The 23,331-nt window shown below is 60.5% G+C and carries 22 protein-coding genes and 1 tRNA gene; 21 read left to right on the top strand and 2 right to left on the bottom strand.

All coding sequences use genetic code 11. The features are described from left to right. Positions 1-3: 3 nt before the first annotated feature. Positions 4-243 carry a hypothetical protein gene (locus ACESSC_RS02920; RefSeq protein ID WP_089571736.1) on the bottom strand — a complete coding sequence of 80 codons (240 nt, stop codon included), beginning with the start codon at positions 241-243 and terminating at the stop codon, positions 4-6. Between the two features lie 196 nt (positions 244-439). Here ACESSC_RS02920 and alaS point away from each other — a divergent pair, with 196 nt between their 5' ends. From alaS to ACESSC_RS02850, 14 genes are all read left to right on the top strand, one after another. Further along, positions 440-3,097 (top strand): alanine--tRNA ligase, encoded by a 2,658-nt coding sequence (gene alaS, locus ACESSC_RS02915; protein WP_373161122.1) that lies wholly within the window; start codon positions 440-442, stop codon positions 3,095-3,097. Positions 3,098-3,114: 17 nt separating this feature from the next. Beyond that, positions 3,115-3,543 (top strand): Holliday junction resolvase RuvX, encoded by a 429-nt coding sequence (gene ruvX / locus ACESSC_RS02910; RefSeq protein WP_035138185.1) that lies wholly within the window; start codon positions 3,115-3,117, stop codon positions 3,541-3,543. Continuing rightward, positions 3,536-4,969, top strand: a complete 1,434-nt coding sequence (gene mltG / locus ACESSC_RS02905; protein ID WP_373161120.1) for an endolytic transglycosylase MltG — start codon at positions 3,536-3,538, stop codon at positions 4,967-4,969. Before ruvX ends, mltG begins: the two co-directional genes overlap by 8 nt. Position 4,970: 1 nt before the next feature. Beyond that, positions 4,971-5,468 (top strand): YqeG family HAD IIIA-type phosphatase, encoded by a 498-nt coding sequence (locus ACESSC_RS02900; RefSeq protein ID WP_161194197.1) that lies wholly within the window; start codon positions 4,971-4,973, stop codon positions 5,466-5,468. 8 nt (positions 5,469-5,476) lie between these two features. Continuing rightward, positions 5,477-6,010: a shikimate kinase gene (locus tag ACESSC_RS02895; protein ID WP_099431675.1), complete on the top strand. Its 534-nt coding sequence runs from the start codon at positions 5,477-5,479 to the stop codon at positions 6,008-6,010. Further along, on the top strand, positions 6,007-7,116 hold the full coding sequence (locus ACESSC_RS02890) for a hypothetical protein (protein WP_373161119.1): 1,110 nt from the start codon (positions 6,007-6,009) through the stop codon (positions 7,114-7,116). The genes ACESSC_RS02895 and ACESSC_RS02890 overlap by 4 nt, the downstream gene beginning before the upstream one ends. Before the next feature lie 132 nt (positions 7,117-7,248). Beyond that, a complete protein-coding gene (locus ACESSC_RS02885) occupies positions 7,249-8,379 on the top strand; it encodes a M24 family metallopeptidase (protein ID WP_373161117.1) in 1,131 nt (376 codons plus the stop codon). 159 nt (positions 8,380-8,538) lie between these two features. Next, positions 8,539-9,102 (top strand): elongation factor P, encoded by a 564-nt coding sequence (gene efp, locus ACESSC_RS02880; protein ID WP_006233983.1) that lies wholly within the window; start codon positions 8,539-8,541, stop codon positions 9,100-9,102. Between the two features lie 24 nt (positions 9,103-9,126). Further along, positions 9,127-9,489: an Asp23/Gls24 family envelope stress response protein gene (locus tag ACESSC_RS02875; protein WP_373161115.1), complete on the top strand. Its 363-nt coding sequence runs from the start codon at positions 9,127-9,129 to the stop codon at positions 9,487-9,489. A gap of 3 nt (positions 9,490-9,492) precedes the next feature. Next, complete coding sequence (gene nusB, locus ACESSC_RS02870) at positions 9,493-10,080, top strand: transcription antitermination factor NusB (RefSeq protein ID WP_117803269.1); 588 nt, start codon at positions 9,493-9,495, stop codon at positions 10,078-10,080. Positions 10,081-10,082: 2 nt separating this feature from the next. Continuing rightward, positions 10,083-10,322, top strand: a complete 240-nt coding sequence (locus ACESSC_RS02865; protein WP_006233978.1) for an exodeoxyribonuclease VII small subunit — start codon at positions 10,083-10,085, stop codon at positions 10,320-10,322. A gap of 35 nt (positions 10,323-10,357) precedes the next feature. Then, the gene (locus ACESSC_RS02860; RefSeq protein ID WP_373161274.1) at positions 10,358-11,161 is read left to right on the top strand and encodes a TlyA family RNA methyltransferase; all 804 of its coding nucleotides are present in this window, start codon (positions 10,358-10,360) and stop codon (positions 11,159-11,161) included. Continuing rightward, entirely contained in the window at positions 11,158-12,018 is an 861-nt protein-coding gene (locus tag ACESSC_RS02855) for an NAD(+)/NADH kinase (protein ID WP_055250448.1), read from the top strand. The genes ACESSC_RS02860 and ACESSC_RS02855 overlap by 4 nt, the downstream gene beginning before the upstream one ends. Next, positions 12,008-13,636 (top strand): DNA repair protein RecN, encoded by a 1,629-nt coding sequence (locus ACESSC_RS02850; RefSeq protein ID WP_373161114.1) that lies wholly within the window; start codon positions 12,008-12,010, stop codon positions 13,634-13,636. Before ACESSC_RS02855 ends, ACESSC_RS02850 begins: the two co-directional genes overlap by 11 nt. 58 nt (positions 13,637-13,694) lie before the next feature. Here ACESSC_RS02850 and ACESSC_RS02845 read toward each other — a convergent pair whose 3' ends face one another. Continuing rightward, complete coding sequence (locus ACESSC_RS02845; protein ID WP_373161113.1) at positions 13,695-14,552, bottom strand: MurR/RpiR family transcriptional regulator; 858 nt, start codon at positions 14,550-14,552, stop codon at positions 13,695-13,697. Positions 14,553-14,824: 272 nt separating this feature from the next. On the opposite strand from ACESSC_RS02845, the gene ACESSC_RS02840 reads away from it, so the two are divergent. The 7 genes from ACESSC_RS02840 to ACESSC_RS02810 all read left to right on the top strand — a co-directional run bounded on the left by ACESSC_RS02840 (position 14,825) and on the right by ACESSC_RS02810 (position 23,329). Continuing rightward, positions 14,825-16,834: a fructose-specific PTS transporter subunit EIIC gene (locus ACESSC_RS02840; RefSeq protein ID WP_055250443.1), complete on the top strand. Its 2,010-nt coding sequence runs from the start codon at positions 14,825-14,827 to the stop codon at positions 16,832-16,834. A 505-nt stretch (positions 16,835-17,339) separates the two neighbouring features. Continuing rightward, positions 17,340-17,603 carry an HPr family phosphocarrier protein gene (locus tag ACESSC_RS02835; protein ID WP_373161112.1) on the top strand — a complete coding sequence of 88 codons (264 nt, stop codon included), beginning with the start codon at positions 17,340-17,342 and terminating at the stop codon, positions 17,601-17,603. Between the two features lie 133 nt (positions 17,604-17,736). Then, positions 17,737-19,440 carry a phosphoenolpyruvate--protein phosphotransferase gene (ptsP, locus tag ACESSC_RS02830; RefSeq protein WP_373161111.1) on the top strand — a complete coding sequence of 568 codons (1,704 nt, stop codon included), beginning with the start codon at positions 17,737-17,739 and terminating at the stop codon, positions 19,438-19,440. A 74-nt stretch (positions 19,441-19,514) separates the two neighbouring features. Further along, positions 19,515-20,447: a 1-phosphofructokinase family hexose kinase gene (locus tag ACESSC_RS02825; protein ID WP_099431686.1), complete on the top strand. Its 933-nt coding sequence runs from the start codon at positions 19,515-19,517 to the stop codon at positions 20,445-20,447. Positions 20,448-20,636: 189 nt separating this feature from the next. After that, complete coding sequence (locus ACESSC_RS02820; RefSeq protein WP_373161110.1) at positions 20,637-21,569, top strand: 1-phosphofructokinase family hexose kinase; 933 nt, start codon at positions 20,637-20,639, stop codon at positions 21,567-21,569. 164 nt (positions 21,570-21,733) lie between these two features. Further along, positions 21,734-23,128, top strand: coding sequence for a CCA tRNA nucleotidyltransferase (locus ACESSC_RS02815; RefSeq protein WP_373161109.1), 1,395 nt, complete (start codon positions 21,734-21,736; stop codon positions 23,126-23,128). Positions 23,129-23,255: 127 nt separating this feature from the next. After that, positions 23,256-23,329, top strand: a tRNA-Glu gene (locus ACESSC_RS02810). The last annotated feature ends 2 nt before the right edge of the window (positions 23,330-23,331 follow it).

Raw genomic sequence — 23,331 nt, 5'->3', positions numbered from 1 at the left:
CTGTTAGCGTTTCTTGATGTTGTAAATAACAATAAACGCGATCAAAGCGATTGATAAGGGGCCAGCCACATAGAAAAAGATGGCGTCAATTGCGCTTAGGGTGTAATACGCTTTATCGCCAGATGTTACTGCGTACAATGCGTAGCCAAATCTCGGCTGGTTCACATACCAGCTCGAGTAAGCGAAGATTGCTAAAAGGGCTACCGAGGTTAGTGCATTCACGACAAACCGTTTGCTATTCATCGATCGCTCCTTCCGGACGATTCTTATATGCAATTATACCGAAATCATTTTTTTCAAAGTATTTGACAGACCTAAATAACGTGCACTTTCGCTGGAGGGTCGCTGTTTGGCGGCCCTCTTTTTTGCACAGGCGCGGTGGGATGGTAATATCGTTACGTTTGAACTGTTTCGATGTGAAACCGAGGAGATTCCCTCTATGAGTGCTGACTACCCGTCAATGACTACGGCCGAGATTCGCTCCAAGTTCCTCAACTTCTTTGAGGAGCGCGGTCTTAAGCTCTATCCTTCTTCGTCCCTCGTCCCCGACGATCCTTCGCTGCTGCTTGCCAACGCCGGCATGAACCAGTTTAAGGAGTACTACCAGGGCAAGAAGACCATGAAGGAGATCGGCGCGATCTCCTGCCAGAAGTGCGTCCGCACCAACGACATCGACTGCATCGGCGAGGACGGCCGTCACCTGTCCTTCTTTGAGATGCTCGGCGACTTCTCCTTTGGCGGCGTCTCCAAGCAGCAGGCCTGCGCTTGGGCCTTTGAGCTCATCACCAAGGAGTTCAAGCTGCCGCTCGACCGCCTGTACTTCACCGTCTTTACCGAAGACGACGAGACCCACGACGTGTGGCGCTCTCTGGGCGTTGCCGAGGATCACATCTCCCGCCTGGGCGAGGACGACAACTTCTGGGCCGCTGGCCCCACCGGCCCCTGCGGTCCGTGCTCCGAGATCTACTTTGACATGGGCGAGGAGGTCGGTTGCGGCAGCCCCGACTGCAAGCCTGGCTGCGACTGCGACCGCTTCCTTGAGTTCTGGAACCTCGTGTTTACCCAGTACGACCGCCAGGAGGACGGCTCCATGCCGGAGCTGCCGCACCGCAACCTCGATACGGGCATGGGTCTGGAGCGCATGGCCGCTATCATGCAGCACAAGACCGCTAACTACGACGGCGATCTGATGCAGCACCTCATCAAGCTCGGTGAGAAGATCAGCGGCAAGACCTATGACGCCGACGATTACTCCGGTGCCAGCCGCTCGCTGCGTATCATCGCGGATCACTCTCGTGCCGTCGACTTTATGATCTCGGACGGCATCCTGCCCGGTAACGAGGGTCGCGAGTACGTCCTTCGACGCCTGCTCCGCCGTGCCGTGTTCCACGGTCGCCTGCTGGGTATCGAGGGCGCCTTCCTGACCAAGTTTATCGACGAGGTCAACGCTCAGATGGGCGAGGCCTATCCCGAGCTGCTCAAGAACGTCGCGCTCGTCAAGGGTATCGTCGCCTCCGAGGAGGAGCGCTTCTCCACGACGCTCGACAACGGTCGCGTCTACCTGGATGAGGCCCTGGCAGCGCTTGCCGAGGGCGCTGTGCTTCCGGGCGATGTTGCCTTTAAGCTGCACGACACCTTTGGTTTCCCCATCGACCTGACCGTCGAGATCGCCGGCACCGCTGGCCACGACGTCGACATGGACGGCTTCACCGCCTGCATGGACGACCAGAAGGCCCGCGCCCGCGCCAATGCCAAGGGCGACGCCTGGGGCAGCTTCAACGACGTGTGGGTCGAACTTTCCGACAAGGTCGCCGCGACTGAGTTCGACGGCTATGACAACGATGTGATCGTAGGCGCCAAGGTTGTTGCCATCGTGCGCAACGGCGAGTCCGTCGAGTCCGCTGCCGCCGGCGAGGACGTCGAGGTCGTTCTCGACCGCACCCCGTTCTATGCCGAGATGGGTGGCCAGCAGGGTGACGCCGGCGAGCTTTCCGCCGAGGGCGTTGCGCTGACCGTTTCTGATACCAAGAACCACAACGGCTTGTATGCTCACGTCGCCCACGTCACCGAGGGTACGCTGACCGTCGGTACTACCGTGACCGCCACGCTTGACGCCGAGCGCCGTGGCTTCCTGCGCCGCAACCACACCGCCACGCACCTGCTCGACGCCGCGCTTAAGCAGGTCCTGGGCGAGCATGTCTCCCAGGCCGGCTCGCTGGTGACGCCTGAGCACCTGCGCTTTGACTTCACGCACTTCGAGGCCCTGTCCTCCGAGCAGCTCAAGGCTGTCGAGGACCTGGTCAACCAGCAGATCTTCGCCTCCAAGCCGGTCTTGACCCGCGTCATGGGCATTGACGAGGCCAAGTCCGCCGGTGCTGTCGCCCTGTTTGGTGAGAAGTATGGCGACGTCGTCCGCGTTGTCTCCGTGGGCGCCGAGGACCAGCCGTTCTCCCGCGAACTCTGCGGTGGCACGCACGCTGCCAACACCGCCGAGATCGGCCTGTTCAAGATCATTTCCGAGTCCTCTACGGGCTCGAACGTCCGTCGTATCGAGGCCGTGACCTCTAAGGGTGCTCTCGACTACATGGCCGACCGTCTGGCGCTCGTCGACGCCGCCGCTGCTGCGCTCAAGTGCCGCGTGGATGAGGTTCCCGCCCGCGTGGAGAACCTGCAGGCCGAGCTGCGCGAGACTTCCAACAAGCTCAAGAAGGCGCTGACCGGTGGCTCCTCCGACGCTATCTCCAGCGCCATCGAGGGCGCCGTTGAGCTCGACGGCTACAAGCTCGTCGTCGCTGAGCTCCAGGGCCTTGAGGCTGCCGACCTGCGCAACGTCTGGGATACCGTGCACCAGAAGGTCGCCGGTCCTGTCGCCTGCGTCGTCGCCAGCGTGACCGAGAAGGGCACCCCGGCCCTGCTCGCCGCCGGCTCCGATGACGCCGTCAAGGCCGGTTTCCACGCCGGTAACGTGATCAAGCAGATCGCGGGCCTGGTCGACGGTCGCGGTGGCGGCCGTCCCAACATGGCCCAGGCCGGTGGCAAGAATGCCGCCGGCATCGCCGATGCCCTCGCGGCCGCTAAGACCGCGCTCGGCGCCTAAGAATCTAGGTAGTCGCTGTGGTCGCGCTTGCGCTGGACATAGGGGAGACCAGGATCGGCATCGCCGTCTCGAGCCGTGATGGCAAGATGGCGATGCCTGTCAAGGTTCTCCCGGCTGCAGAGGTCACCGGTATGGCCAAGACGTTCCGCTACCTGGTCGAGGACTATGAGCCCGATATCCTGGTAAGTGGGCGTCCCCTGACCATGGCCGGTGAGCCCGGTCCCCAGGCCGAGCGTGTTGCCGCTGTTGCGCAAAAGATTGCCGACGAGCTCGATCTTCCGTTGGAGTTTGAGGACGAGCGCCTGTCCTCGCAAGAGGCCAAGCGTATCCTGCGCGAGCAGGGCCTCAACGAAAAGCAGATGAGGGGCAAGATTGACATGATTGCCGCCAGCCTGTTTTTGCAGACGTGGCTTGATCGTAAAAACGAGGAGGTTTCGCATGCCTAGCGCTCCCGATCCGCGCCAGCCGAATCGTACACGTCAGCCGTCGTCGCGCCCTGCCCAGCCTGGCCAGCGTCCGGCACAGCCGACCCAGCGCGCAGCTCAATCTGCCGCGCGCCCGGTGCAGTTCTCCTCTCGTTCGGCCCAACCTGTTCAACGGACGGGTCAGCAGTCTTCTGCTCGTTCGGTTCAGTATCCGGTTTCTCACGCGGCTCAGCAGCCCGCTGCTCGTTCGGCTCAGCCTGCAGGCGGTGCTCGCTTTAAGCATCAGGCACCTACTCAGCGAACGCAGGCCCCCCAATCGCATTCGCATCACGCTCGCGGTTCGCATGGCGTTGCTCCGGCGGCCCGCTCGAGCTACAACACGCATGCTCGTCGCGGTGCCCAAAAGAAAAGCTCCCCGGTGCCCATGATTGTCGGCGTCGTGGTGGCCGTAATCGCGCTTGCTACTATCGCTTTCTTTGTCGTGCCTGCCGTCAAGGGCTTCTTTACCGGTGAGGATACGAAGGTCGCGGCTGGTCAGCAGGTTACGGTGACCATTCCCGACGGTGCTTCGGGCGATACGATCGCCTCGATTCTCTCCGAGAACCATATCGTCGAAAATCCCAAGGATTACTACGCGGCGGTGAAAAAGCTCAACGCTGATATGTCGCTTAAGCCTGGCACCTACTCGTTCACCACGCTCATGGATGCGACCAAGGTTGTTCAACAGCTCATGGAAGGTCCTAACGCGGGCTCCAATGCGCTGACTATCCCTGAGGGCCTGACGGTCGATCAAGTCGCTGACCGTGTGGCCCAGGCCTACGACAGCATCTCTAAGGAAGACTTCCTCAACCAGGCTAAGGCCTCCAATTACGTGGACGACTATAGCTTCCTTAAGGGCGCCGCCAACGACTCGCTCGAGGGTTTCTTGTTCCCCAAGACCTATTCGTTGGGTGATTCGCCGACGGCCGATGACGTGATTCGCGCCATGCTCGATCAGTTTAAGACCGAGTACAAGTCGCTTGACTTTGCGAGCTGCGAAGCCAAGATCAAGGAGCGCTACGGTGTGGAGATGTCCGACTACGACATCGTCAACTTGGCCTCTATCGTTGAGCGCGAGGGCCTCAACGCCGATCAACGTGCGCACGTGGCCTCGGTCTTCTACAACCGCCTTGCCGGCAAGCTCGACGGTCTGCGTTATCTCAACAGCGATGCGACCATGATGTATGTCACCGGTGGCGAGGTTACCGCCGACGACCTGCAGAGTGATAGCCCCTATAACACCTATAAGCACGAGGGTCTGCCACCCACGCCCATCTGCTCTCCGTCGCTCGAGGCACTCAAGGCCACGCTTGAGCCGACCGACTCTGATGACCTGTATTTCTACATTACGCAGGACGAGGAGTACTTCTCGCAAACCTACGAAGAGCATCAACAGTCTTGGAATTAGCATGAGGATATTTAGCCCCAAACGATACGTTGCCTCGGTCGATCGCATCGACCTTGATACCCTGTGGGCCGACGGCAAACGCGCCATTCTGCTCGATCGCGATAACACTCTGGTGCCGCGCGACACCGAGCAGGTTCCCACTGCGGTTTCCGCTTGGCTCGACGCCGCCCGCGCCAAAGGCTTTAAGCTGTGCATGGTGTCCAACAATTGGCATCGCGACCAGGTCATGAGCTCTGCACGCGAGCTGGGACTCGAGGCCATTAGCCACGCCATGAAGCCCGCCCCGTTTGCCTTGAAGGCGGGTCTTAAGCGCCTCGGCGCCACGGCAGACGAGGCGGTGCTGATTGGCGATCAGCTGTACACGGACGTGTGGAGCGGTAATTTTGCCGGCGTTGACACTATTCTGGTCAAGCCGCAGGCAACCCAGGACCTGTGGTACACGCAGATCTTCCGTATCTTTGAGCGCCGGGCCCTGCGCGACCTTCCCTGCGAGGAATAGGTTTCGCCATGTCTCAGCACATCAAACACGGCTGCGACCATATTTTCTTTATCGGCTTTTTGGGCGCGGGCAAATCGACGCTCGCGCGCAATGTCGGCACTATGTTCAAGCGGCGTTTTATCGATACCGATCGTTTGGTTGTGCGTCGATGCGGCAAGTCGGTGACCGAGATATTTGAGACCGAGGGCGAGGATCGTTTTCGCGAGCTTGAGACCTCGGCACTCCGTTCGCTTCAAAGCGAGCGCAGCCTGCTGGTGTCGTGCGGGGGTGGCATCGTCGAGACGCCGGTGAACATTGAACTGATGCACGAGATGGGTACATGCGTGTACCTCGAAGGCGACTTTGAGGACTCGTTGCGCCAGATTCGCCGTTCTGATACCCGGCCCGATTTCCGCTCGCCCGAGCATGCTGCGCGCCTGTTTGAGCATCGCCGTCCGCTGTATCGCCAGGCCGCCGATATTACCCTTGATATTCGCAACAAGTCCTTCGAGGACGTTTCCTACCTTTGTGCCGAGATGCTTTTGGAGCGTGGACTGCTATGATTCGCCGTCAACTGATCAATTTCCAAAACCGCAGCGTCGATGTCCGTGTCGGATTGGGCGCGTTCGATGAGCTGCCGCGCATGTTTGCCTCGGTTGTGGGCAAGCCTAAGCGCGCGATGGTGGTTTGGAACGACGCCACATCCGAGCGTTTTGGCGAGGCTGTCGAGCATGCACTGGTTGACGCCGGTTTTGCTGTGTCGTTGCTCGTCCTCGAGGTTTCGCCTGCCGGTGCTACGCTGGTCGATGCCGATACCGTCTTTGGCGCCCTGTCGGCTAATGGCATTACCTGTGACGATCTCGTTGTCGCTGTCGGCGACACGGCGACCTGCTCAGTCGTTTGCTGGTGTGCCAATCAGTGGTGCGGTCGCACCGAGTGCGCCTTGCTGCCGACGACGTTCGACGCCATGCTCACGGTCGCGACGACCATGAAGCCGCTCGTCGCCTCGTCGGAGAATGCGCTTCCCGCTATCGCGTTTCGTCCCGAGCCGGGCTTGGTCGTGTGTGACCTCGACCTTGTTCGCGCGGCGGACCCCGAGGACCTTAAGCTCGGTTATGCGGTACTTGTTGGCACCATGCTTTCGAGCAGCAAGTCCCGCTGGAATCAGTTTACCGAGACCGTCCCCGAGATTCTCGCGGGCGAGGAGGTCGCGCTCGTCAATGCCGTTCAGTGGTCTCAGACTGCACGTAAGGACGTACTGATGGCCACGAACCCGAGCGCCCGCCATGCGCTCGATTTTGGCAAGACGGGGGAGCGTACCCTGCGCGCCTGCTTGGTCGATGCCGCTTTGCAGGTCCCTGTCTACCAGCTGCTGTCCGAGGGCATGCGCTTTGAGGCGCGCCTAGCACATGATGCCTGTGACTTCGATATCGATTACGTCTTTGAGGTCGATGACTGCCTGGAGGACTTTGGTATCGAGGAGCTTGCCTTCGATCTGGAGCCTGCCTCATATATCGAGGAGTTCCGCAGGCAGCAGTTTGTCCGCTCGAACCGCAGCATGTTGCCGCTGCCCGCGGCGCTCGGCGCCATTCGTCTAACGAGCGTTGAGGACGAGGTTCTCGACCGCCATGCTCGCGCATACTTGGCTTCTCGCAAAGAACTTCTCTAGGATTTATTGACATACATCGTCTTTCGTATCATGTTGAGGGGCGGGTTTCCAATCGGTTGCGAATCGCGCGCGATTCCGTCGTTCGGTTGAGACCCGTTCCGTCTTTATAGAGACAACAAGAAAGGAATCTGCATGTCAGAGTTTGCTGCCGGTCCTGCCGGTCGTATCGAGCGTGTCCGTGCCCTGATGGTCGAGCGTGGCTACGATGCCATCGTGGTGCGCGACGAGGCCAACCTTCGTTGGCTCACGGGCGTGAAGGGCGTCTTCGACTACACCTTCGAGTTCCCGCACGCCGCGTTTATTACGGCAGACCAGTGTCTGTTCCACACCGACTCGCGCTACCTTAACAGCTTTGAGGAGAACACGCCCGCCGGCAGCCCCTGGGTCTACGACATGGACGAGGGCACCATTCCCGGCTGGGTCGCCGGCAAGATCGCGGCCACCAAGTGCCGCGTCTGCGCTGTCGAGGATGACATGCAGATTAACTTCTACCAGGGCATTCAGCGTGGCCTGGAGGACCGCTCTGTTGCCTGCATGCTGCCGCTGATGCATGACGACATCCGTAAGATGCGCGCCATTAAGGACGCCGAGGAGATCGAGCTCATGCGCCACGCGCAGTCGATCACCGACGCCGCCTTCCAGCACATGCTCGCCTTTATTAAGCCCGGTATGACCGAGAAGCAGGTTCGCAACGAGCTCGAGAACTTTATGTTCGCCAACGGCGCCGACAGACTGGCCTTTGGCTCCATCGTGGCGAGCGGTCCCAACACCGCCAACCCGCATGCCGTCCCGAGCGACCGCGTGATCGAGAAGGGCGACTTCGTTCTCATGGATTATGGTGCGGGCTACTGCGACTACCGCTCCGACATGACGCGTACCGTCGTGATGGGCGAGCCCACCCAGGAGCAGCTCGACCTGTACGCGCTCGTGCGCCGTACGCACGAGGAGTGCGTCGCCGCCATCCATCCGGGCGTCGAGGGCAACGACATCTTCAAGCTCTCCAAGAAGATCATCGGCGATGCCGGCTATGGCGATTACTATAACCATGGCCTGGGCCACGGCGTGGGTATTGACATCCACGAGCTGCCCAACTTCAACCGCAGCAAGAATATCATCGAGGTCGGCTCGGTTATCACTATGGAGCCCGGCGTCTACCTGCCCGGCGTGGGCGGCGTGCGCTTGGAGGACTACGGCGTGGTCACCGAGAACGGTTACGAGCCCTTCACCAAGACCCCGCATGACCTCCACGTTATTGACTGCTAGTCTTCTTCGTAGATAGTTTGGGACGGGGCGTCCGGAATGATTCGGACGCCCCGCGTTCTCTTTTTATGCGCTCGCTGCAGGCGCCGTCTGCAAGTGTATAATTTCGGTCGTATGTAATTTGGACGCTTGTGCGTTCTGCCCATAACAAGAAAGGTCGCTATGCCTACCATTTCTACCGCCGACTTCAAGAACGGCCTCGGTCTCCGCATCAAGGACAAGGTCTACACCATCGTCGAGTTCCAGCATGTCAAGCCGGGCAAGGGCGGCGCGTTTGTGCGCTACAAGACCCGCGACATCAAGAGCGGCCGCGTCGTCGAGAACACCTGCAACGCCGGCACTAAGTTCGAGAGCGTCATGCTCACCACCCGTGAGTTCCAGTACCTCTACAACGATGGCACCGACTACATCTTCATGGACAACGAGTCCTATGAGCAGGTTCCCGTTCCCGAGGACATGGTGGGCGAGAACTCCAAGTGGCTGCGCGAGAACGACATCTGCCAGCTGCTCTTCGCCGACGATGAGCTCATGGGTGTGACCCCGCCGATGTTCATCGAGACCACAATCGTCCAGACCGACCCGGGCTTTAAGGGCGACACCGTCCAGGGTTCCACCAAGCCGGCCACCATCGACACTGGCGCTGTCATCCAGGTCCCCATGTACCTCAACGAGGGCGAGGTCATCAAGGTTGACACCCGCGACGGCAAGTTCGTCTCCCGCGTCTAGCAACCAACTCTTCTAGGAGGACTCATGCCCCAGGAAATCAAGATTGACGGCATCGGCATTTCGCCCGATGTTCTGACCGCCATCGTCTCGCGCGCCGTCACGGATGTCGAGGGCATCGCCTCCGTGGGCGTCAAGGACCTTGCCACCAACCTTGTCTCCATGATGCTTTCGTCTAAGGCCCCGGCTTCCGAGCCGGCGGTCGAGGCCGAGGTCATCGGCGACAAGCTTGCACTCACCGTGCGCGTCGTGGTGTTCTTTGGCTATCCGTTCAAGAAACTCGCCGAGGCCGTTCGCGCCGCCGTGGTCACCGCCATCGATGCCCAGGTGGGCGTCGAGGTCGAGTGCGTTGACGTTTGCATCGACGGCCTCGTTTTCCCCAAGGAGTAACCTTTGAGCCTTAAGGTTTATCGCGGGCGTACGCTTGCCCGCAGTCAGGCGCTGCAGCTGCTGTTCCAGGCCGAGGCCACTGACAGCCCGCTCGAGCGCGTCCTCGAGGGCGATTTCCTGATCTCGAAGGGTCCCCTCGACCCCTATGCGCTGGAGCTGTGCCGCGGTGCTTACGAGCATATCGATCGCATCGACTGCGCTCTGCGCTCCGTTGCCAAGAACTGGGATCTTATGCGCATGCCCGGCGCCGACCGCAATCTGCTGCGTATCGCCGTTTACGAGATGCGTTTCCTCACCGACGAGGAGGTCTCGGACGCTATCGTGATCAACGAGGCCGTCGAACTTGCCAAGGCCTATGGCACCGACCAGTCCGCGTCGTTCGTCAACGGCGTGCTGGGCAAGATCGCGCGCAGCGAGGAGTTGCCGGGCGAGGACCTGTACCAGGAACTGCTGGCCGAGGATCGCGCTCGCGAGGAGGCCCAGGCTGCTGAGGCTGCCGCCAAGGTCGCTGCCGCTCAGGCTACCGCCGGTGTACTTGCCGAGGATGTGGACGCTGCTGAGGCCGTCGAGGCCGACTCCGTCGAGGAGTAGCCATGCCAGAGGGTTCTGTCCGCAACTTTGACGAGATTTCGGACCGTCTGGACCAGATCATCGCTACCGTTCGCTCCAAGGATACGTCCTTGGAGCGTTCACTCGATCTGTTTGACGAAGCGATTGAGCTGGGCTCCCGCGCGGTCGATATGGTCGACAAGTTTGAGCTGACGCCGCGTGAGGCCGATAAGCTCGAGCAGGAATACGATGAGGATGCGGCAAACGAATCCCAGGATAGCTAGGCCGCATCTCCGGATACGAATGGTTGATGGCATTCATGAAACGCGTGCGTCTTGATGACGAACTGATTTCACAGGGCATCTGCGCCGATCGCGCGGATGCCCTTCGCACTCTTATGGCCGGATTGGTCTCGAGTGGCGGCGAGCGCTTGACTTCGCCGGGCCTTAAGGTGATTCCGGGTCTGCCACTGCACGTGAAGGGGCGCATTCCCTATGTTGGCCGCGGCGGTCTTAAGCTCGAAGGCGCGCTTGATGCGTTTGGCATCAATCCGACGGGCCTTAGCTGTCTGGATGTGGGCTGCTCTACCGGCGGCTTTACCGATTGCCTGCTCAAGCGCGGAGCTGCGACCGTTGTCTCGGTGGACGTGGGTCGCGCCCAGTTCGATTGGTCGTTGCGTCAGGATGATCGCGTGACGCTGCATGAGCGCACAAACGTGACGCAGCTGCCTGAGCTTGGCTATGCCGGTGCCATCGACCTGGCTGTATGTGATGTCTCGTTTACCGGCATCGCGAATATCATCGACGCCGTGCTGGCGTGCCTGAAGCCTTCGGGTTCGTTCTGCACGCTCGTAAAGCCCCAGTTTGAGGCGCCGGCTGCGCTGGTGGGCGAGCGCGGTATCGTGACCGACCCCGCCGTCCGCCGCGATACGCTCGTGGCGGCGATTGAGCTCTTTGCTGCCAAGGGCCTGTTCCCGCTTGACGTGTGCGTGTCGCCCATCCATGGCGCTAAGGGCAACGTTGAGTTTTTCTTGTACGGCACAAGGTTTGTCCCCGGGGAGCGCGCCGACGATGAGCTGCAATCCCAGGTATCGGCTTTGAGCGAGAAAGCTGCAACGCTATGAAGGTCTTTCTGGTTCCCAATTACTACAAGCAAGAGGCGGTCGAGAGCGGCCTGATGCTCGAGCTTTGGCTTTCGCGCCAAGGCTACGAGGTCGCATGGGCGGCCGATCAGCGATCGAAGATTCAAAGCACGCCTGATATTGACGGCTCAGATCTGGTCATTACACTCGGCGGCGACGGTACGTTGCTGCGCGCTGCCCGCATCCTCAACCATCGCGAGATTCCTATCCTTGGTCTTTCCTATGGTCACCTGGGCTTTTTAACTGCTGCGAGCCCCGAGGAGCGCGACATTCTGCAGGTCGTGAGCGATGCTCTGTCCGGCGAGCTCCACGTGAGCCGCCGCGCCACCATCGCCGCGGATATCGTGTCCGTGCGCGAAGACGGCACGAAGGATGTCGTGCGCACGTTTGCCCTCAACGATATGGCCCTTACGCGCGGCCCCCTGTCCGATATGGTTGAGTTTGACATCACGGTGTCCGGCCATCATATTGATCGCCTGCGCGGCGATGGTGTGGTCGTATCGACGGCGACCGGCTCCACCGGCTACGCGCTTTCCGCCGGCGGTCCCATTGTCAGCCCCGATTACACGGGTATGGTCTGTGTGCCCATCGCCCCGCATACCATTCAGGCTCGCGCTTTTTTGACCTCGCCGAGTGATGTCGTCGAGATCTTTATGTCCGATGATCGCCCGAGTGTGCCGGCCATTGCCATCGACGGACAGTTTATTACCTGCGATGGCACGGTCGAGAGCGTGGCCGTGCGCCGTGGTCCCGGCGACGTGCTGCTGCTCGATTACGGTCCCGAAAGCTTCTATAACTCGGTGAGCCGCGTGTTCTATGGAGTGCGCCATGATCGATGAGCTGCAGGTTTCCAACATCGCGCTCATTCGCGAGGCGACGTTGGTTCCGAGTGCGGGCCTAACGGTTTTGACCGGCGAGACCGGCGCCGGCAAGACCGCGCTGCTCTCGGCCCTCAAGCTTATTTTGGGCGAGCGCGCGGATTCGTCGACGGTGCGCGAGGGCGAGGCGCTGGCGAGCGTCGAGGCGCGCCTGTTCGACGGTCCGCACGACACGGAGGGGTTCACCGTACAGCGTAGCCTTTCTGCCGAGGGCCGCAGCCGCGTGAAGATTGACGGTCGCATTGCCAGCGTGCGCGAGCTTTCCGAGCGCGTCGGCGTGATGATGGATCTGTGCGGCCAGCATGAACATCAGCGCCTGCTCGATCCGGCACATCATGTTGCCATGGTCGATGCCTGGGCTGGTCGCTCTGCGCTTGAGGCGCTGGAAAAGTACCGTGTCTGCTTTAAGGCGTCGCGTGCGGCTGCCAAGGAGGTCCGTCGCGTAGAGGAGGCGTCGCGAGCGCAGGGGAGTCGCGTCGAGGAGGCGCGCTTCGCCCTGGAGCGTATCGCCGAGGTTGACCCCAAGCCGGGTGAGTATGAGGAGCTCGAGGAGCTGCTGCCGCGCTCCGAGCATGCCGAGGTGCTGGTGGCGACGGCCAACGATGCCCATGCATCGCTTACTTCCGAAGGGGGAGCGCTCGATGCCGTGAACGGCGCCGTGGCAGAACTGTCGCGCATGGCTACCGTCGATCGCAAACTGGGTGACATCGCCGACGCACTTTCGGATGCCTGCATCTCACTCGAGGATTGCGCCAACGAGCTGCGTGCTTATCGCGATGGCGTTGCGTTCGATCCTCGCGAGCTTGCTCGCATGCGCGAGCGGTATTCCGACCTTAAGGGACTTCTGCGGCAGTGGGGTCCCACCATGGACGATGTATTTGCCATGCGTGACCGCTCGCGGGAGTTGTTATCGCTGGTGGACGATGGTGACGAGCAGATTAGGAAGGCACGCGAGGCACTTGGCGCGGCGGAGCGCGAACTGTTCGCTGCTGCCAAGGCGCTTAAGCGCGCACGCAATACGGCAGCCCCGCGTTTTTGTCACGAGGTGGGCCGTCAGATGGCACGCCTGGAAATGGGCGGCGCTGAGCTGGTCTGGGAGTCCCGCGATCTTCCGCGCGCTGAGTGGACACCCGCGGGCCCTTCGAGCTACGAGCTTCTGTATCGCAGCGGTGCCGGATTGACGCCGCGCCCTCTGCGCCGCATTGCCTCGGGCGGCGAGCTCAGTCGCGTTATGCTGGCGAGCAAGGTGGTCTTGGGTAATGCTGACGGCGTCGACACACTGGTATTTGACGAGGTCGATGCCGGTGTCGGTGGTTCCACGGCTCGTGCTCTTGCTGGTGTGCTGGCCGATCTTGCCGCCACGCATCAGGTCATCGTCGTAACCCACCTGGCGCAGGTCGCCGTCATGGCCGACAAGCATTATGTTGTCAGCAAGGAGCCGGGCGATGTTCCCCAGACGCATTTGGACGAGGTAACCGGCGAGGCGCGTACCGCCGAGATTGCCCGCATGCTCAGCGGCGATCAGTCGGAGGCAAGCTTGGCCCACGCCAAGCAGATGCTCGAAGAAGCTCGAGCCTAGGTCGTATCAGCGGTGTTGGTGGGACAAAATAGACTGAAATTTTGTCCCACTACGCGTTTTACTCTACGACCTTATCCGGTTGGATGAGCTCCTCGTAGTAGCTGATATGCTCTCGGGCGTCTTCAATCTCGGGCAGCAGGAAGTTGTAGATAACCTCGACGATCATCGTGGCGCTGATCTTGGAGAACGCAAAGTCACCCGTCGTCAGCAGCGCCTCGTGGTTGACGGTATTAAAAGTGTAGTCTGCCAGGCGCGCAAGTGGAGACTTGCTGTCGCTGCTGATGACGACTACGGTGGCACCGCAGTCGCGAGCCGCTTTTGCCATGCGATTCAGTCGGCGCGATTTGCCGGAGTTTGAGATGATCACGATGACGTCGCCGGGGCGTAGTGTGAGCGCAAAGCCGATTGATGTCTCGCTAATGGTGCTCGCCATGCAGCGCAGGCCCAGCTGCGAAAACTTAAACGTCGCATCGAGCGCGACCGCGTTCGTATTGCCCACAGCCGCAAACTCAATAACCCCTGCATGCTTAAGGGCATGCACAACAGCCGCCAGCGTATCGTGGTCGATCCCGTCGATAGTCGCATTAAGCTCGCTCACCTTGGCAGCCAGGATGTTCTTAAGGCTCTGCTCCATATTGTCGAGCGAGACTTCGTCAGTCAGGCCCTCGTTGCGCTGGCTTTCCAAATCCCTCGCCAACGAAAACTGAAAGCTGCGGAAGCTGCCAAAGCCAAGCTTGCGGCAGAAGCGCGAAACGGTCGCCTCGGACGTGGCGGCGGCGCGCGAGAGCTGAGCCGCCGTGAGGCGTGGCGCCTCGGACTGGTGCTCCAATATATAGTCGACAATGCGCTGCTCGGACTCGCTGTATCCCTGATGGGTACTAATGAGGGAAAGTGCGCTCTTGCTACTATCGGTCATGGATGGCTCCTGGTTGGCATGAAAATCGGACTCGTTTTGTAATGTCATAGTATAGGGGGATTTTCAATTACAAGATACACCTTGCCGTTTCAAGTGTTGATGGTAAACTTTCACCTACCGTTTACGGTTATGAAAGAACCTTTCACCGGAGAATTGCGCCTTGTCTCTTCTCACGCGGACGGTAGGTTGGTATCTTTCAGTTGTGGAAAAGCGCGCAAGGACGCGCGTGTAGGGGAGCGCCTGCGGGCGCAAAACTTAAAAAGGAGGGACACATGGCTAAGATTGACATCATCGCCGCCACCGGTTGCCCGACCGGCATTGCGCACACCTTCATGGCGAAGGAAGCGCTGGAGAAGGCAGCTGCCGAGCGCGGTCTGACCATTAAGGTCGAGACCCATGGCCAGGTCGGTGTCGAGAACGAGCTCACCAAGAGCGAGATCGCTGGTGCCAAGGCCGTCGTCGTCGCAGCCGACAAGGATGTCCAGGCGGAGCGTTTCGCCGGTAAGCCTATGGTTTCCGTTGGTGTTTCCAAAGCCCTGTCTGTCGAGGCCGCCGGTAAGCTGATTGACCGCGCGCTCGCCGCCAAGGGTGACGACACGGTTGCTGCCGCTGCCGATGTCGAAGACGAGGTCGAGGAGAAGGAGTCTATCGGCCACGTCATCTACAAGCACCTCATGAACGGCGTCAGCCACATGCTGGTCTTCGTCGTTGCCGGTGGTGTTCTGACCGCCGTTTCGTTCCTGTGGGGCATCACGTCCTTCGATTCGACGGCTGCCGACTACAACACCTTCGCCGCTATGCTCAAGATCATCGGCGGCATCGCCATGAACCTCATGGTTCCCGTGCTTTCTGCCTACATCGCCGAGTCCATCGGTAAGCGCCCGGCGCTCGTCCCTGGTTTTGTCGCCGGTATGATCGCCATTCAGGGCCTGCCTGTTAACGCCGAGACCGGCATGATCGACGCCGGTGGCGCCGGCGTGGGCTTCGGCTTCCTGGGCGGCATCGTTGGCGGCTTCCTCGCCGGCTATGTCATCCTGCTGCTCGAGAAGGTCTTTGCCGGCCTGCCCAAGAACCTGGACGGCCTCAAGGCTATCTTCCTGTACCCGCTGTTCTCGACGGCTATCGTCGGCCTGGTCATGCTCGGCATTTCCGGCCCCATGGCTGCCATCAACACCGCCATGATGGACTTTCTCAAGGGCCTGTCCGCCTCTGGCGCCGTTGTCCTGGGTCTTGCCATCGGCTGCATGTGCGCCTTTGACATGGGTGGCCCGGTCAACAAGGCTGCTTACGTCACCGGTACTGCTATGCTCACCGAGGCACTGGCTGCTGGCGTTGGCACCGATACCTACAATTTCGGCACCAACTTCATGGCTGCCGTCTCCGCTGCTTGCATCGTTCCGCCGCTGATCACCACCTTCGCCGTCGTCGTCGGCAAGAAGTACTTCAGCCAGGAGGATCACGACGCCGGTATCGTCAACCTCATTCTTGGTTGCACCCACATCACCGAGGGCGCCATTCCGTTCATGACCAAGAACATCTGGCCGGTCATGCCCATCATGATGCTCGGTTCCTCTATCGCTTCGATCCTGACCATTATGTTCAACGTTCACGATCCGGCGCCTCACGGCGGCTTCCTGGTCCTGCCCGTTGTCGAGAACGGTCCGCTGTGGGTCCTCGCGATCCTCATCGGCGCTGTGGTCGGTGGCATCCTGTTCGTGGCCTTCAAGAAGTACGACTTCGAGAAGAACCAGAAGTCAGCTCCCGCCGCTGCTGCTCAGCCGGTCGAGGCCCCCATGGCCGCTGCCGTCGAGGCTCCCAAGGCCGAGGCTGCCGACTTCGTGAAGGTCGAGAATGTCTTTGTCGCCGAGGACTTCGCTTCTCGTGACGAGGCTCTGAGCTTCGTTTCCAACCAGGCTGTCAAGGCCGGTATCGCCAGCGACGCCGACGCCGTGATGAACGCCTTCCTGGCCCGCGAGGCCGAGGGCACCACGGGCATGATGGAGGGGTTCGCCATCCCTCATGCTAAGTCCGACGCCATTACCGAGGCTGCCGTCATCGTCGTCAAGGACGAATCCGGCGTGACCGGTTGGGACACCATGGACGGCGCTCCCGTCAACGTGGCTATCGCCCTGCTCATCCCTGGTGCCCAGGCCGGCACTACGCACCTCAAGATCCTGTCCAAGGTCGCCGAGGCGCTCATGGACGAGGACTTCCGTGCCACCGTCAAGGGTTCCACCGACGCCGCCGAGATCGCCAAGACGATCAACGCCCGCCTGGTCTAATTCCGCAGTACGCGAATAACATCGCCCCCTGTAAAAAGGCGAGGACTCCCTACGAGCCCTCGCCTTTTTTCATGCCCCCGGCACCTAGGGACGTTCCTTTCCTGCCAGCCCCCGGGACACTCCTCAGTCCCCAACAGGGGCATAGATAGCCCACATCAACCAAATCACCCACGCGAACAGAACTTCAGCCAAAATTCCTTTCGCACGATATTTCTTGGACGGAAGCATGTTCCCGCAGCTTGCCTGCCGGGCGGGGCGGTTAAGTTTGTCGCGAGTTCCGCACGCAAAGGAAAGCACTTAATGTGCTTTCCGTCTTGCGCAGGACTGTAGAGCAGCAAACTTAACCGCCCCGCCCGGCAGGCGAGCGGACAGCGAACGACATCTGTCCAACAATTCGTGCGAAACACAATGAAAAACCGTTTGATGTGAGTTAATATAAACAACGTCGTGAATCTGACTCCTGCCACATGCATGACAGGGGTTAAACACAAAAAAGGAGTCAACTATGGTTTCTGAGAAGGCTACCCTCGTTAATCCTCAGGGTCTGCACATGCGTCCGGCTGGTCTGTTCGCCTCCACCATGGGCAAGTACGCCTGTGACGTGACGGTCGTCACCCCCGAGAAGGAGGTCAACGGCAAGTCCCCGATGGCCCTCATGGCTGCTGGTATCCCCTGCGGCACCGAGGTCGATGTCAAGTGCGACGGCGCCGACGAGGCCGAGGCTCTGGCTGCTGCCATCGAGCTCATCAAGAGCGGTCTTGGCGAGTAGAACTCAAACGGGTCGCATGTTGAACAACTAAGTTCATATTTGGGGGCGCAGTGACCTGTTTTTAGGTAGCTGCGCTCTTTTGTCATGGATATGGCAAAACGCTTTATCACATGACACGGAGAGAGGAATGGGAATGTATCAGGGAGTCAACGCTTCCGAGGGCATCGGTATCGGCACCGTCATGGTTGCCGTCGATCCCGACTTGACGTTTGAGCCGCACGAGGTTGCTGATTCGGCAGCAGAGAAGGAGCGCTATCAGACCGCTCTTTCGGTCTTCTGCGAGAAGACCCAGGCTCAGGCCGACCACATGAAGGAGACGGTGGGCGAGGCCGAGGCCGAGATCATGAGCGGACACATTGTCCTGGCTCAGGATCCGGGCATGACCGACGCCATCAACGCCGCCATTGACGGCGGCACCTGCGCCGAGCAGGCACTCATGGACACCTCGACCATGTTCGAGAACATGTTCCTGTCCATGGACGACGAGATGTTCCGTCTGCGCGCGGCCGACATCGCCGACATCCGCACCGGTATTCTGGCTGAGCTGCTGGGCAAGGAGGTTGTCGACCTCTCCGTCCTACCCGAGAACACCGTCGTTGTCGTGCACGACCTTACGCCGTCCATGACCGCCACGATCGATAAGGCCCACGTTGCCGGTATCGTCACCGAGACCGGTGGCCGCACGTCGCACTCCGCGATCATTGCGCGCGCCCTCGAGATCCCGGCTGTCCTTTCGGTTTCCAACAGCTGCACCGCACTGCGCAACGGCATGACCGTTGTCGTCGACGGTGGCAAGGGTATCGTCGAGGCCGATCCCGACGAGGATACGCTCGCTGCCTACACCGCCAAGGCCGAGGCCTTCGCTGCCGAGAAGGCAGCCCTCGAGGCCTTCCGCGGCAAGCCTTCTGTGACTGCCGACGGCATCAAGAAGATCATCGCCTGCAACATCGGCAACCCCGATGACGTGCCCAACGCTCTCGATCATGACGCCGAGGCTATCGGCCTGTTCCGTTCCGAGTTCCTGTTCATGGACTCTGCTGAGCTTCCTTCCGAGGAAGAGCAGTTTAACGCCTACCGCAAGGTCGCCAGCGCGCTCAAGGGCGCTCCGGTCATCATCCGCACGCTCGACGTGGGCGGCGACAAGGAGATCCCGTACCTGCACATGGTCAAGGAAGACAACCCCTTCATGGGCTTCCGCGCCGTGCGTTACTGCCTGGCCAACCCCGACCAGTACAAGGTTCAGCTTCGCGCCCTTCTGCGCGCTAGCGCCTTTGGTGACGTCAAGATCATGATCCCGCTCGTCACTTGCGTCGAGGAGGTCGTGGCCGTCAAGGAGCTCGTCGAGCAGTGCAAGGCCGAGCTGACCGAAGAGGGTCGCAAGTTCAACGAGAACATCGAGGTCGGCATTATGGTCGAGACGCCCGCCGCTTCGCTGCTCGCTGACCGTCTGGCCGAGGTCGCTGACTTCTTCTCCATCGGCACCAACGACCTGATCGGCTACACTATGTGCGCCGACCGTGGCAACGACACCATCTCCAACCTGTACCAGGTGTACTATCCCGCCGTGCTCCGCTCGCTCAAGAACATCATCGAGAGCGGCGTGAAGGCCGGCATCATGGTCGGTATGTGCGGCGAGGCCGCTGCCGATCCGCTGCTTGAGCCGCTGCTGATCAGCTGGGGCCTGGAGGAGTTCTCGATGAGCGCTCCGTCCATCCTGCGCGCCCGCAAGACCATCAGTCAGTGGACCAAGGCCGAGTGCGACGAGCTCGCCGAGAAGGCGCTCGCCTGCAACACCGCTGCTGAGGTCAAGGCACTGCTCGAGTCTGCAGCTCGCTAATTTGGTATCAGAGGTAACCGCGTGGTTGGAATGGGCCGGCCACGCGGCCCTCACATATACAGGGGGTACTGTAAATGTTCTACACGCTAACCGCTAACCCGGCTGTCGACATGACGGTTTCGAGCTCTCCGCTCGAGCCCGACGAGAACGTCCGCACCGGCTCGGCCAGCTACACGGCCAACGGCAAGGGCCTCGACGTGTCCTTCGCCTTTAAGAAGATGGGCGTCGATACCGTTGCGCTCGGCTTCTTCGCCGGCTTCACGGGCAAGTTCATCGTCGAGGAAGTCATGAACCTGGGTTGCCTGTGCCGCCCGGTCTGGACCGACGGCATCACGCGTATCAACACCTACGTCAACGATGGCCAGCACGAGTACGGCATCCTCAACCCCGGTGCTCCTATTACGCCGCAGCACCAGGAGGAGCTCTACAACATCCTGGACACCGCGGGCGATCTTGAGTGCCTGATCGTCTCTGGCTCCGTGCCTCCCAAAGCCACGCCCGACTTCCTGGCTCAGGTCATGGAGCACGCTCAGGCCCGTGGCGCCGACGTCGTCCTGGACCTTTCTTCCGACAAGCTCAAGGAGCTCGCTCACAAGAAGCCGCTGCTCATCAAGCCGAACCATCATGAGATGAAGGCCATCTTCGGCGTGCCGGTCGACACCGACGACGAGGTCCGAGTTGCCATGAAGCTGGCTCACGAGGCCGGCGTCCAGAACGTGCTGCTCACCCGTGGTAGCCGTGGCGACGCTTACTTCTCCAACGGCGAGGACATCTGGTACGCCAAGCGTGAGTTCAACATCAAGCTGGTTTCTTCCGTCTGCGCCGGCGACTGCACCCTCGCTGCGTTCCTGCACAAGTGGTACAGGGATCGCGACAACGTCGAGGAGGCCATGAAGCTCGCTATGGCCACCGGCGCCAACGTTGCCGAGTCCGTCGGCATCGGCGACTTCGGTCACGTCGATGAGTACAGCAAGCGCGTTGCCGTCCGCAAGCTCGATCGTCAGTAATCGAAACGCGACATATTCGTGCGCATGCGGCGCCCCGGTTTCGGCCGGGGCGCCTTTTTTGTTCCGCCATGGTGGAGAGTTGTCGTGCCGTACTTCATCGCTTCCACACCGTTCACCGAGTTGTGGTAGCCTTTTGTCGATGCGTGGAATATACTTTCATTAACACGTTGCTTCGTGAAAGGAACATTCATGATTTATACGCTCACTGCAAATCCCGCCATTGACTACAACATTTCCTGCGACGGTCTTGACGCCAACACCGTCACGCGTACCCGCAACGCCGTTTACACGCCCAACGGCAAGGGTCTCAACGTCTCGTTCGCCCTCGATCACTACGGTGTCGACACCACGATCCTGGGCTTCTTCGCCGGCTTCTCGGGCGAGTTTATCGTTAAGGGCGCCGAGGCCCTGGGCGTGCCCGTCAAGCCCGTGTGGACCGACGGCATCACGCGCGTTAACGTGTTCCTCAACGCCGGCCCCGACACCGAGTACAACATGGTCAACGCAGGCGCCGCCATCAATGCGGCTAACGAGCAGGAGATGTTTGAGCTCATCGATTCGCTCGATGACATGACCTGCCTGGTTATCAGCGGCTCGCTGCCCCCCAACACCTCCGATGGCTTCCTGGCAGAGGTCCTGCGTCGCGTGAAGGCGAAGGGCGCCGAGTTCGTGCTCGATATCTCGAGTCATCAGCTGGCAGACCTCATTGCCATGGAGCCGCTGCTGATTAAGCCCAATGACGACGAGCTGCTCGATATCTTTGGTATTAAGGTGAGCGGTGGCGACGATGAGTCCGTTAAGGTTGCTATGGCCGAACTGCATGCCAAGGGCGCCAAGAACGTGCTGCTGACCCTTGGTGGCGCCGGAGCGTACTTCTCCAACGGCGAGCACATCTGGTTTGCCAACCGTACCTTTGAGGTCAAGCTGCTGTCGACGGTCTGCGCGGGCGATTCCTCGCTGGCCGCATTCCTGTCCGTGTGGCACGACGCCCCCGAGCGCGTCGAGGACGCTCTGCGCCTTTCGATGGCCACCGGCGCCAACGTGGTCGAGTGCCCGGGTCTGGGCGACTTTGCCAAGGTCGATGAGTATCAGAAGGGTATCGCAATCCGTAAGGTTTGCTAGCTCCGACACCTTGCCTGAATAGTTCGATTATTTCGCATCCGTCTTAGACCAAGACGGATGCGTTTTTGTTTATCGGACTTGCGTGTGCAGCGGAGGCTGTTTCTTGCTAGACTTCTTGCATATGCAATCGATAGCCAATTTGATCGTCGCAGGAGGCCATAGGCATGTGCAATGTTTCGCTCAACGGTACGCAGCCGACCGATGCCTCCATCCGTGTCCTGCGTGCGCTCGAGGCAGCCGGTCTTGAGGCCTGGTACGTAGGCGGTTGGGTACGTGATGCCCTGATGGGGCGCCCCAGCCACGATGTTGACATGTGCTGCAGCGGCCTGTGGCAGGAGTCCAAAGAGGCGCTCGAGGCGGCTGATATTGCGGTGGTTGAGTCGGGCATTAAATTCGGCGGCATCACGGCTATTTGCGATGGCGAGCGTATTGAGGTTACCACCTACCGCCTGGACGGCTTCTATACCGACGGTCGTCATCCCCAGAGTGTGGAGCGCGCTGCTTCGCTTGAGGACGACCTGGCGCGCCGCGACTTTACCGTCAATGCCATGGCGTGGCATCCCGAGCGCGGCCTTGTCGACCGTTACGACGGCCAGGGCGACCTGGAGCGCAAGCTTATCCGCGCCGTTGGAGATCCCATGCGTCGTTTTAACGAGGACGCGCTTCGCATGCTGCGCGCGGTGCGGTTTGCCTGCCGCTTGGACTTTATGATTGAGCCTGCGACCAAGCAGGCCCTGGCCGAATGTGCGCCGCTGCTCGATGCCGTGGCGCGCGAGCGCGTGGGCATTGAGCTCGAGGGCATCCTTTCGACGGGCCACGGGGGAGACGCGATGCTGCGCTACCCCGAGCTTGTTTGCGCCGCCGTGCCCGAGCTCGCGTCCGCTCGCGGGTTTGATCAGCGCAGTGTCTATCATGCGTTTAACGTCTACGAGCATATCGCCCGCGTGCTGACGGTGGCAGGGGAGCTGGCGCTGTGCGACGGCGTCGCGCCCTCGTCGAGCCTTATGTGGGCGGCGTTTTTGCACGACGTTTCCAAACCCGAGTGCTTTACGGTCGATCACGACGGCAGCGGTCACTTCTACGGTCATCCCGAGCTCGGCGCCAAGAAGGCGCGTGTCATCATGGATCGCCTAGCGCTCTCGCATGATTTGGTGCGCGATGTGTGCCTGCTGATCAAATACCATGACAAGCCGCTGCGCTCCGAGCGCTCCTGCCTGCTCAATATGATGCGCGCGCTTTCGGGCGAGGGTGTCGATACGCCGCGTCTGATGGACGAGCTCATGGACCTTAAGCGTGCCGACACGCTCGGCAAGGCGCCCTCGTGCTTCTATTACGTCGAGACGATTGAGGAGATGCGTACGCTCGCCCACGATCTGCTGCAGGCGGGGGAGCCCTATACGCTTAAGATGCTTGCCATCAACGGCGGCGACTTGATCCGTGCCGGTGTGAAGCCGGGGCCCGAGCTAGGCCAGCTACTCAACGCCGCCCTCGAAGCCGTTATCGAGGACAACATCCCCAACGATCGCGAAACCCTTTTGGTTCATCTCAACTTGAATTAGCTAATTAGTTGACCTGCGCGTTCCATAACCTGTCGACAATTTTTCGGCAATTTGGAATTTCTTCTTGCGCTGATGTTTTTTGTCCCGTAATATATTTCCTCGCAGCACGGCAGTGCAGATGTCATGTGGCCCGTTCGTCTAGCGGTTTAGGACGCCGCCCTCTCAAGGCGGAGATCACCAGTTCGAATCTGGTACGGGCTACC

It is taken from the genome of Collinsella aerofaciens, from assembly GCF_964243765.1.
Lineage (GTDB): Bacteria > Actinomycetota > Coriobacteriia > Coriobacteriales > Coriobacteriaceae > Collinsella > Collinsella aerofaciens_BU.
Note: the sequence above shows the minus strand (reverse complement) of the source record. Positions and strands in the feature narration are given on the sequence as shown.

What these genes read in the sequence shown, in the direction of transcription:
- ACESSC_RS02885 (WP_373161117.1), top strand. Translation starts at nt 7,249, where the DNA reads ATGTCAGAGTTTGCTGCCGGTCCTGCCGGTCGTATCGAGCGTGTCCGT.
- ACESSC_RS02920 (WP_089571736.1), bottom strand. Translation starts at nt 243, where the DNA reads ATGAATAGCAAACGGTTTGTCGTGAATGCACTAACCTCGGTAGCCCTT.
- ACESSC_RS02825 (WP_099431686.1), top strand. Translation starts at nt 19,515, where the DNA reads ATGTTCTACACGCTAACCGCTAACCCGGCTGTCGACATGACGGTTTCG.
- ACESSC_RS02835 (WP_373161112.1), top strand. Translation starts at nt 17,340, where the DNA reads ATGGTTTCTGAGAAGGCTACCCTCGTTAATCCTCAGGGTCTGCACATG.
- ACESSC_RS02865 (WP_006233978.1), top strand. Translation starts at nt 10,083, where the DNA reads ATGCCAGAGGGTTCTGTCCGCAACTTTGACGAGATTTCGGACCGTCTG.
- ACESSC_RS02875 (WP_373161115.1), top strand. Translation starts at nt 9,127, where the DNA reads ATGCCCCAGGAAATCAAGATTGACGGCATCGGCATTTCGCCCGATGTT.
- ACESSC_RS02820 (WP_373161110.1), top strand. Translation starts at nt 20,637, where the DNA reads ATGATTTATACGCTCACTGCAAATCCCGCCATTGACTACAACATTTCC.
- alaS (WP_373161122.1), top strand. Translation starts at nt 440, where the DNA reads ATGAGTGCTGACTACCCGTCAATGACTACGGCCGAGATTCGCTCCAAG.
- ACESSC_RS02850 (WP_373161114.1), top strand. Translation starts at nt 12,008, where the DNA reads ATGATCGATGAGCTGCAGGTTTCCAACATCGCGCTCATTCGCGAGGCG.
- ptsP (WP_373161111.1), top strand. Translation starts at nt 17,737, where the DNA reads ATGTATCAGGGAGTCAACGCTTCCGAGGGCATCGGTATCGGCACCGTC.
- ACESSC_RS02815 (WP_373161109.1), top strand. Translation starts at nt 21,734, where the DNA reads ATGTGCAATGTTTCGCTCAACGGTACGCAGCCGACCGATGCCTCCATC.
- ACESSC_RS02890 (WP_373161119.1), top strand. Translation starts at nt 6,007, where the DNA reads ATGATTCGCCGTCAACTGATCAATTTCCAAAACCGCAGCGTCGATGTC.
- ACESSC_RS02860 (WP_373161274.1), top strand. Translation starts at nt 10,358, where the DNA reads ATGAAACGCGTGCGTCTTGATGACGAACTGATTTCACAGGGCATCTGC.
- ACESSC_RS02845 (WP_373161113.1), bottom strand. Translation starts at nt 14,552, where the DNA reads ATGACCGATAGTAGCAAGAGCGCACTTTCCCTCATTAGTACCCATCAG.
- efp (WP_006233983.1), top strand. Translation starts at nt 8,539, where the DNA reads ATGCCTACCATTTCTACCGCCGACTTCAAGAACGGCCTCGGTCTCCGC.
- ACESSC_RS02840 (WP_055250443.1), top strand. Translation starts at nt 14,825, where the DNA reads ATGGCTAAGATTGACATCATCGCCGCCACCGGTTGCCCGACCGGCATT.
- ACESSC_RS02895 (WP_099431675.1), top strand. Translation starts at nt 5,477, where the DNA reads ATGTCTCAGCACATCAAACACGGCTGCGACCATATTTTCTTTATCGGC.
- ACESSC_RS02855 (WP_055250448.1), top strand. Translation starts at nt 11,158, where the DNA reads ATGAAGGTCTTTCTGGTTCCCAATTACTACAAGCAAGAGGCGGTCGAG.
- ACESSC_RS02900 (WP_161194197.1), top strand. Translation starts at nt 4,971, where the DNA reads ATGAGGATATTTAGCCCCAAACGATACGTTGCCTCGGTCGATCGCATC.
- mltG (WP_373161120.1), top strand. Translation starts at nt 3,536, where the DNA reads ATGCCTAGCGCTCCCGATCCGCGCCAGCCGAATCGTACACGTCAGCCG.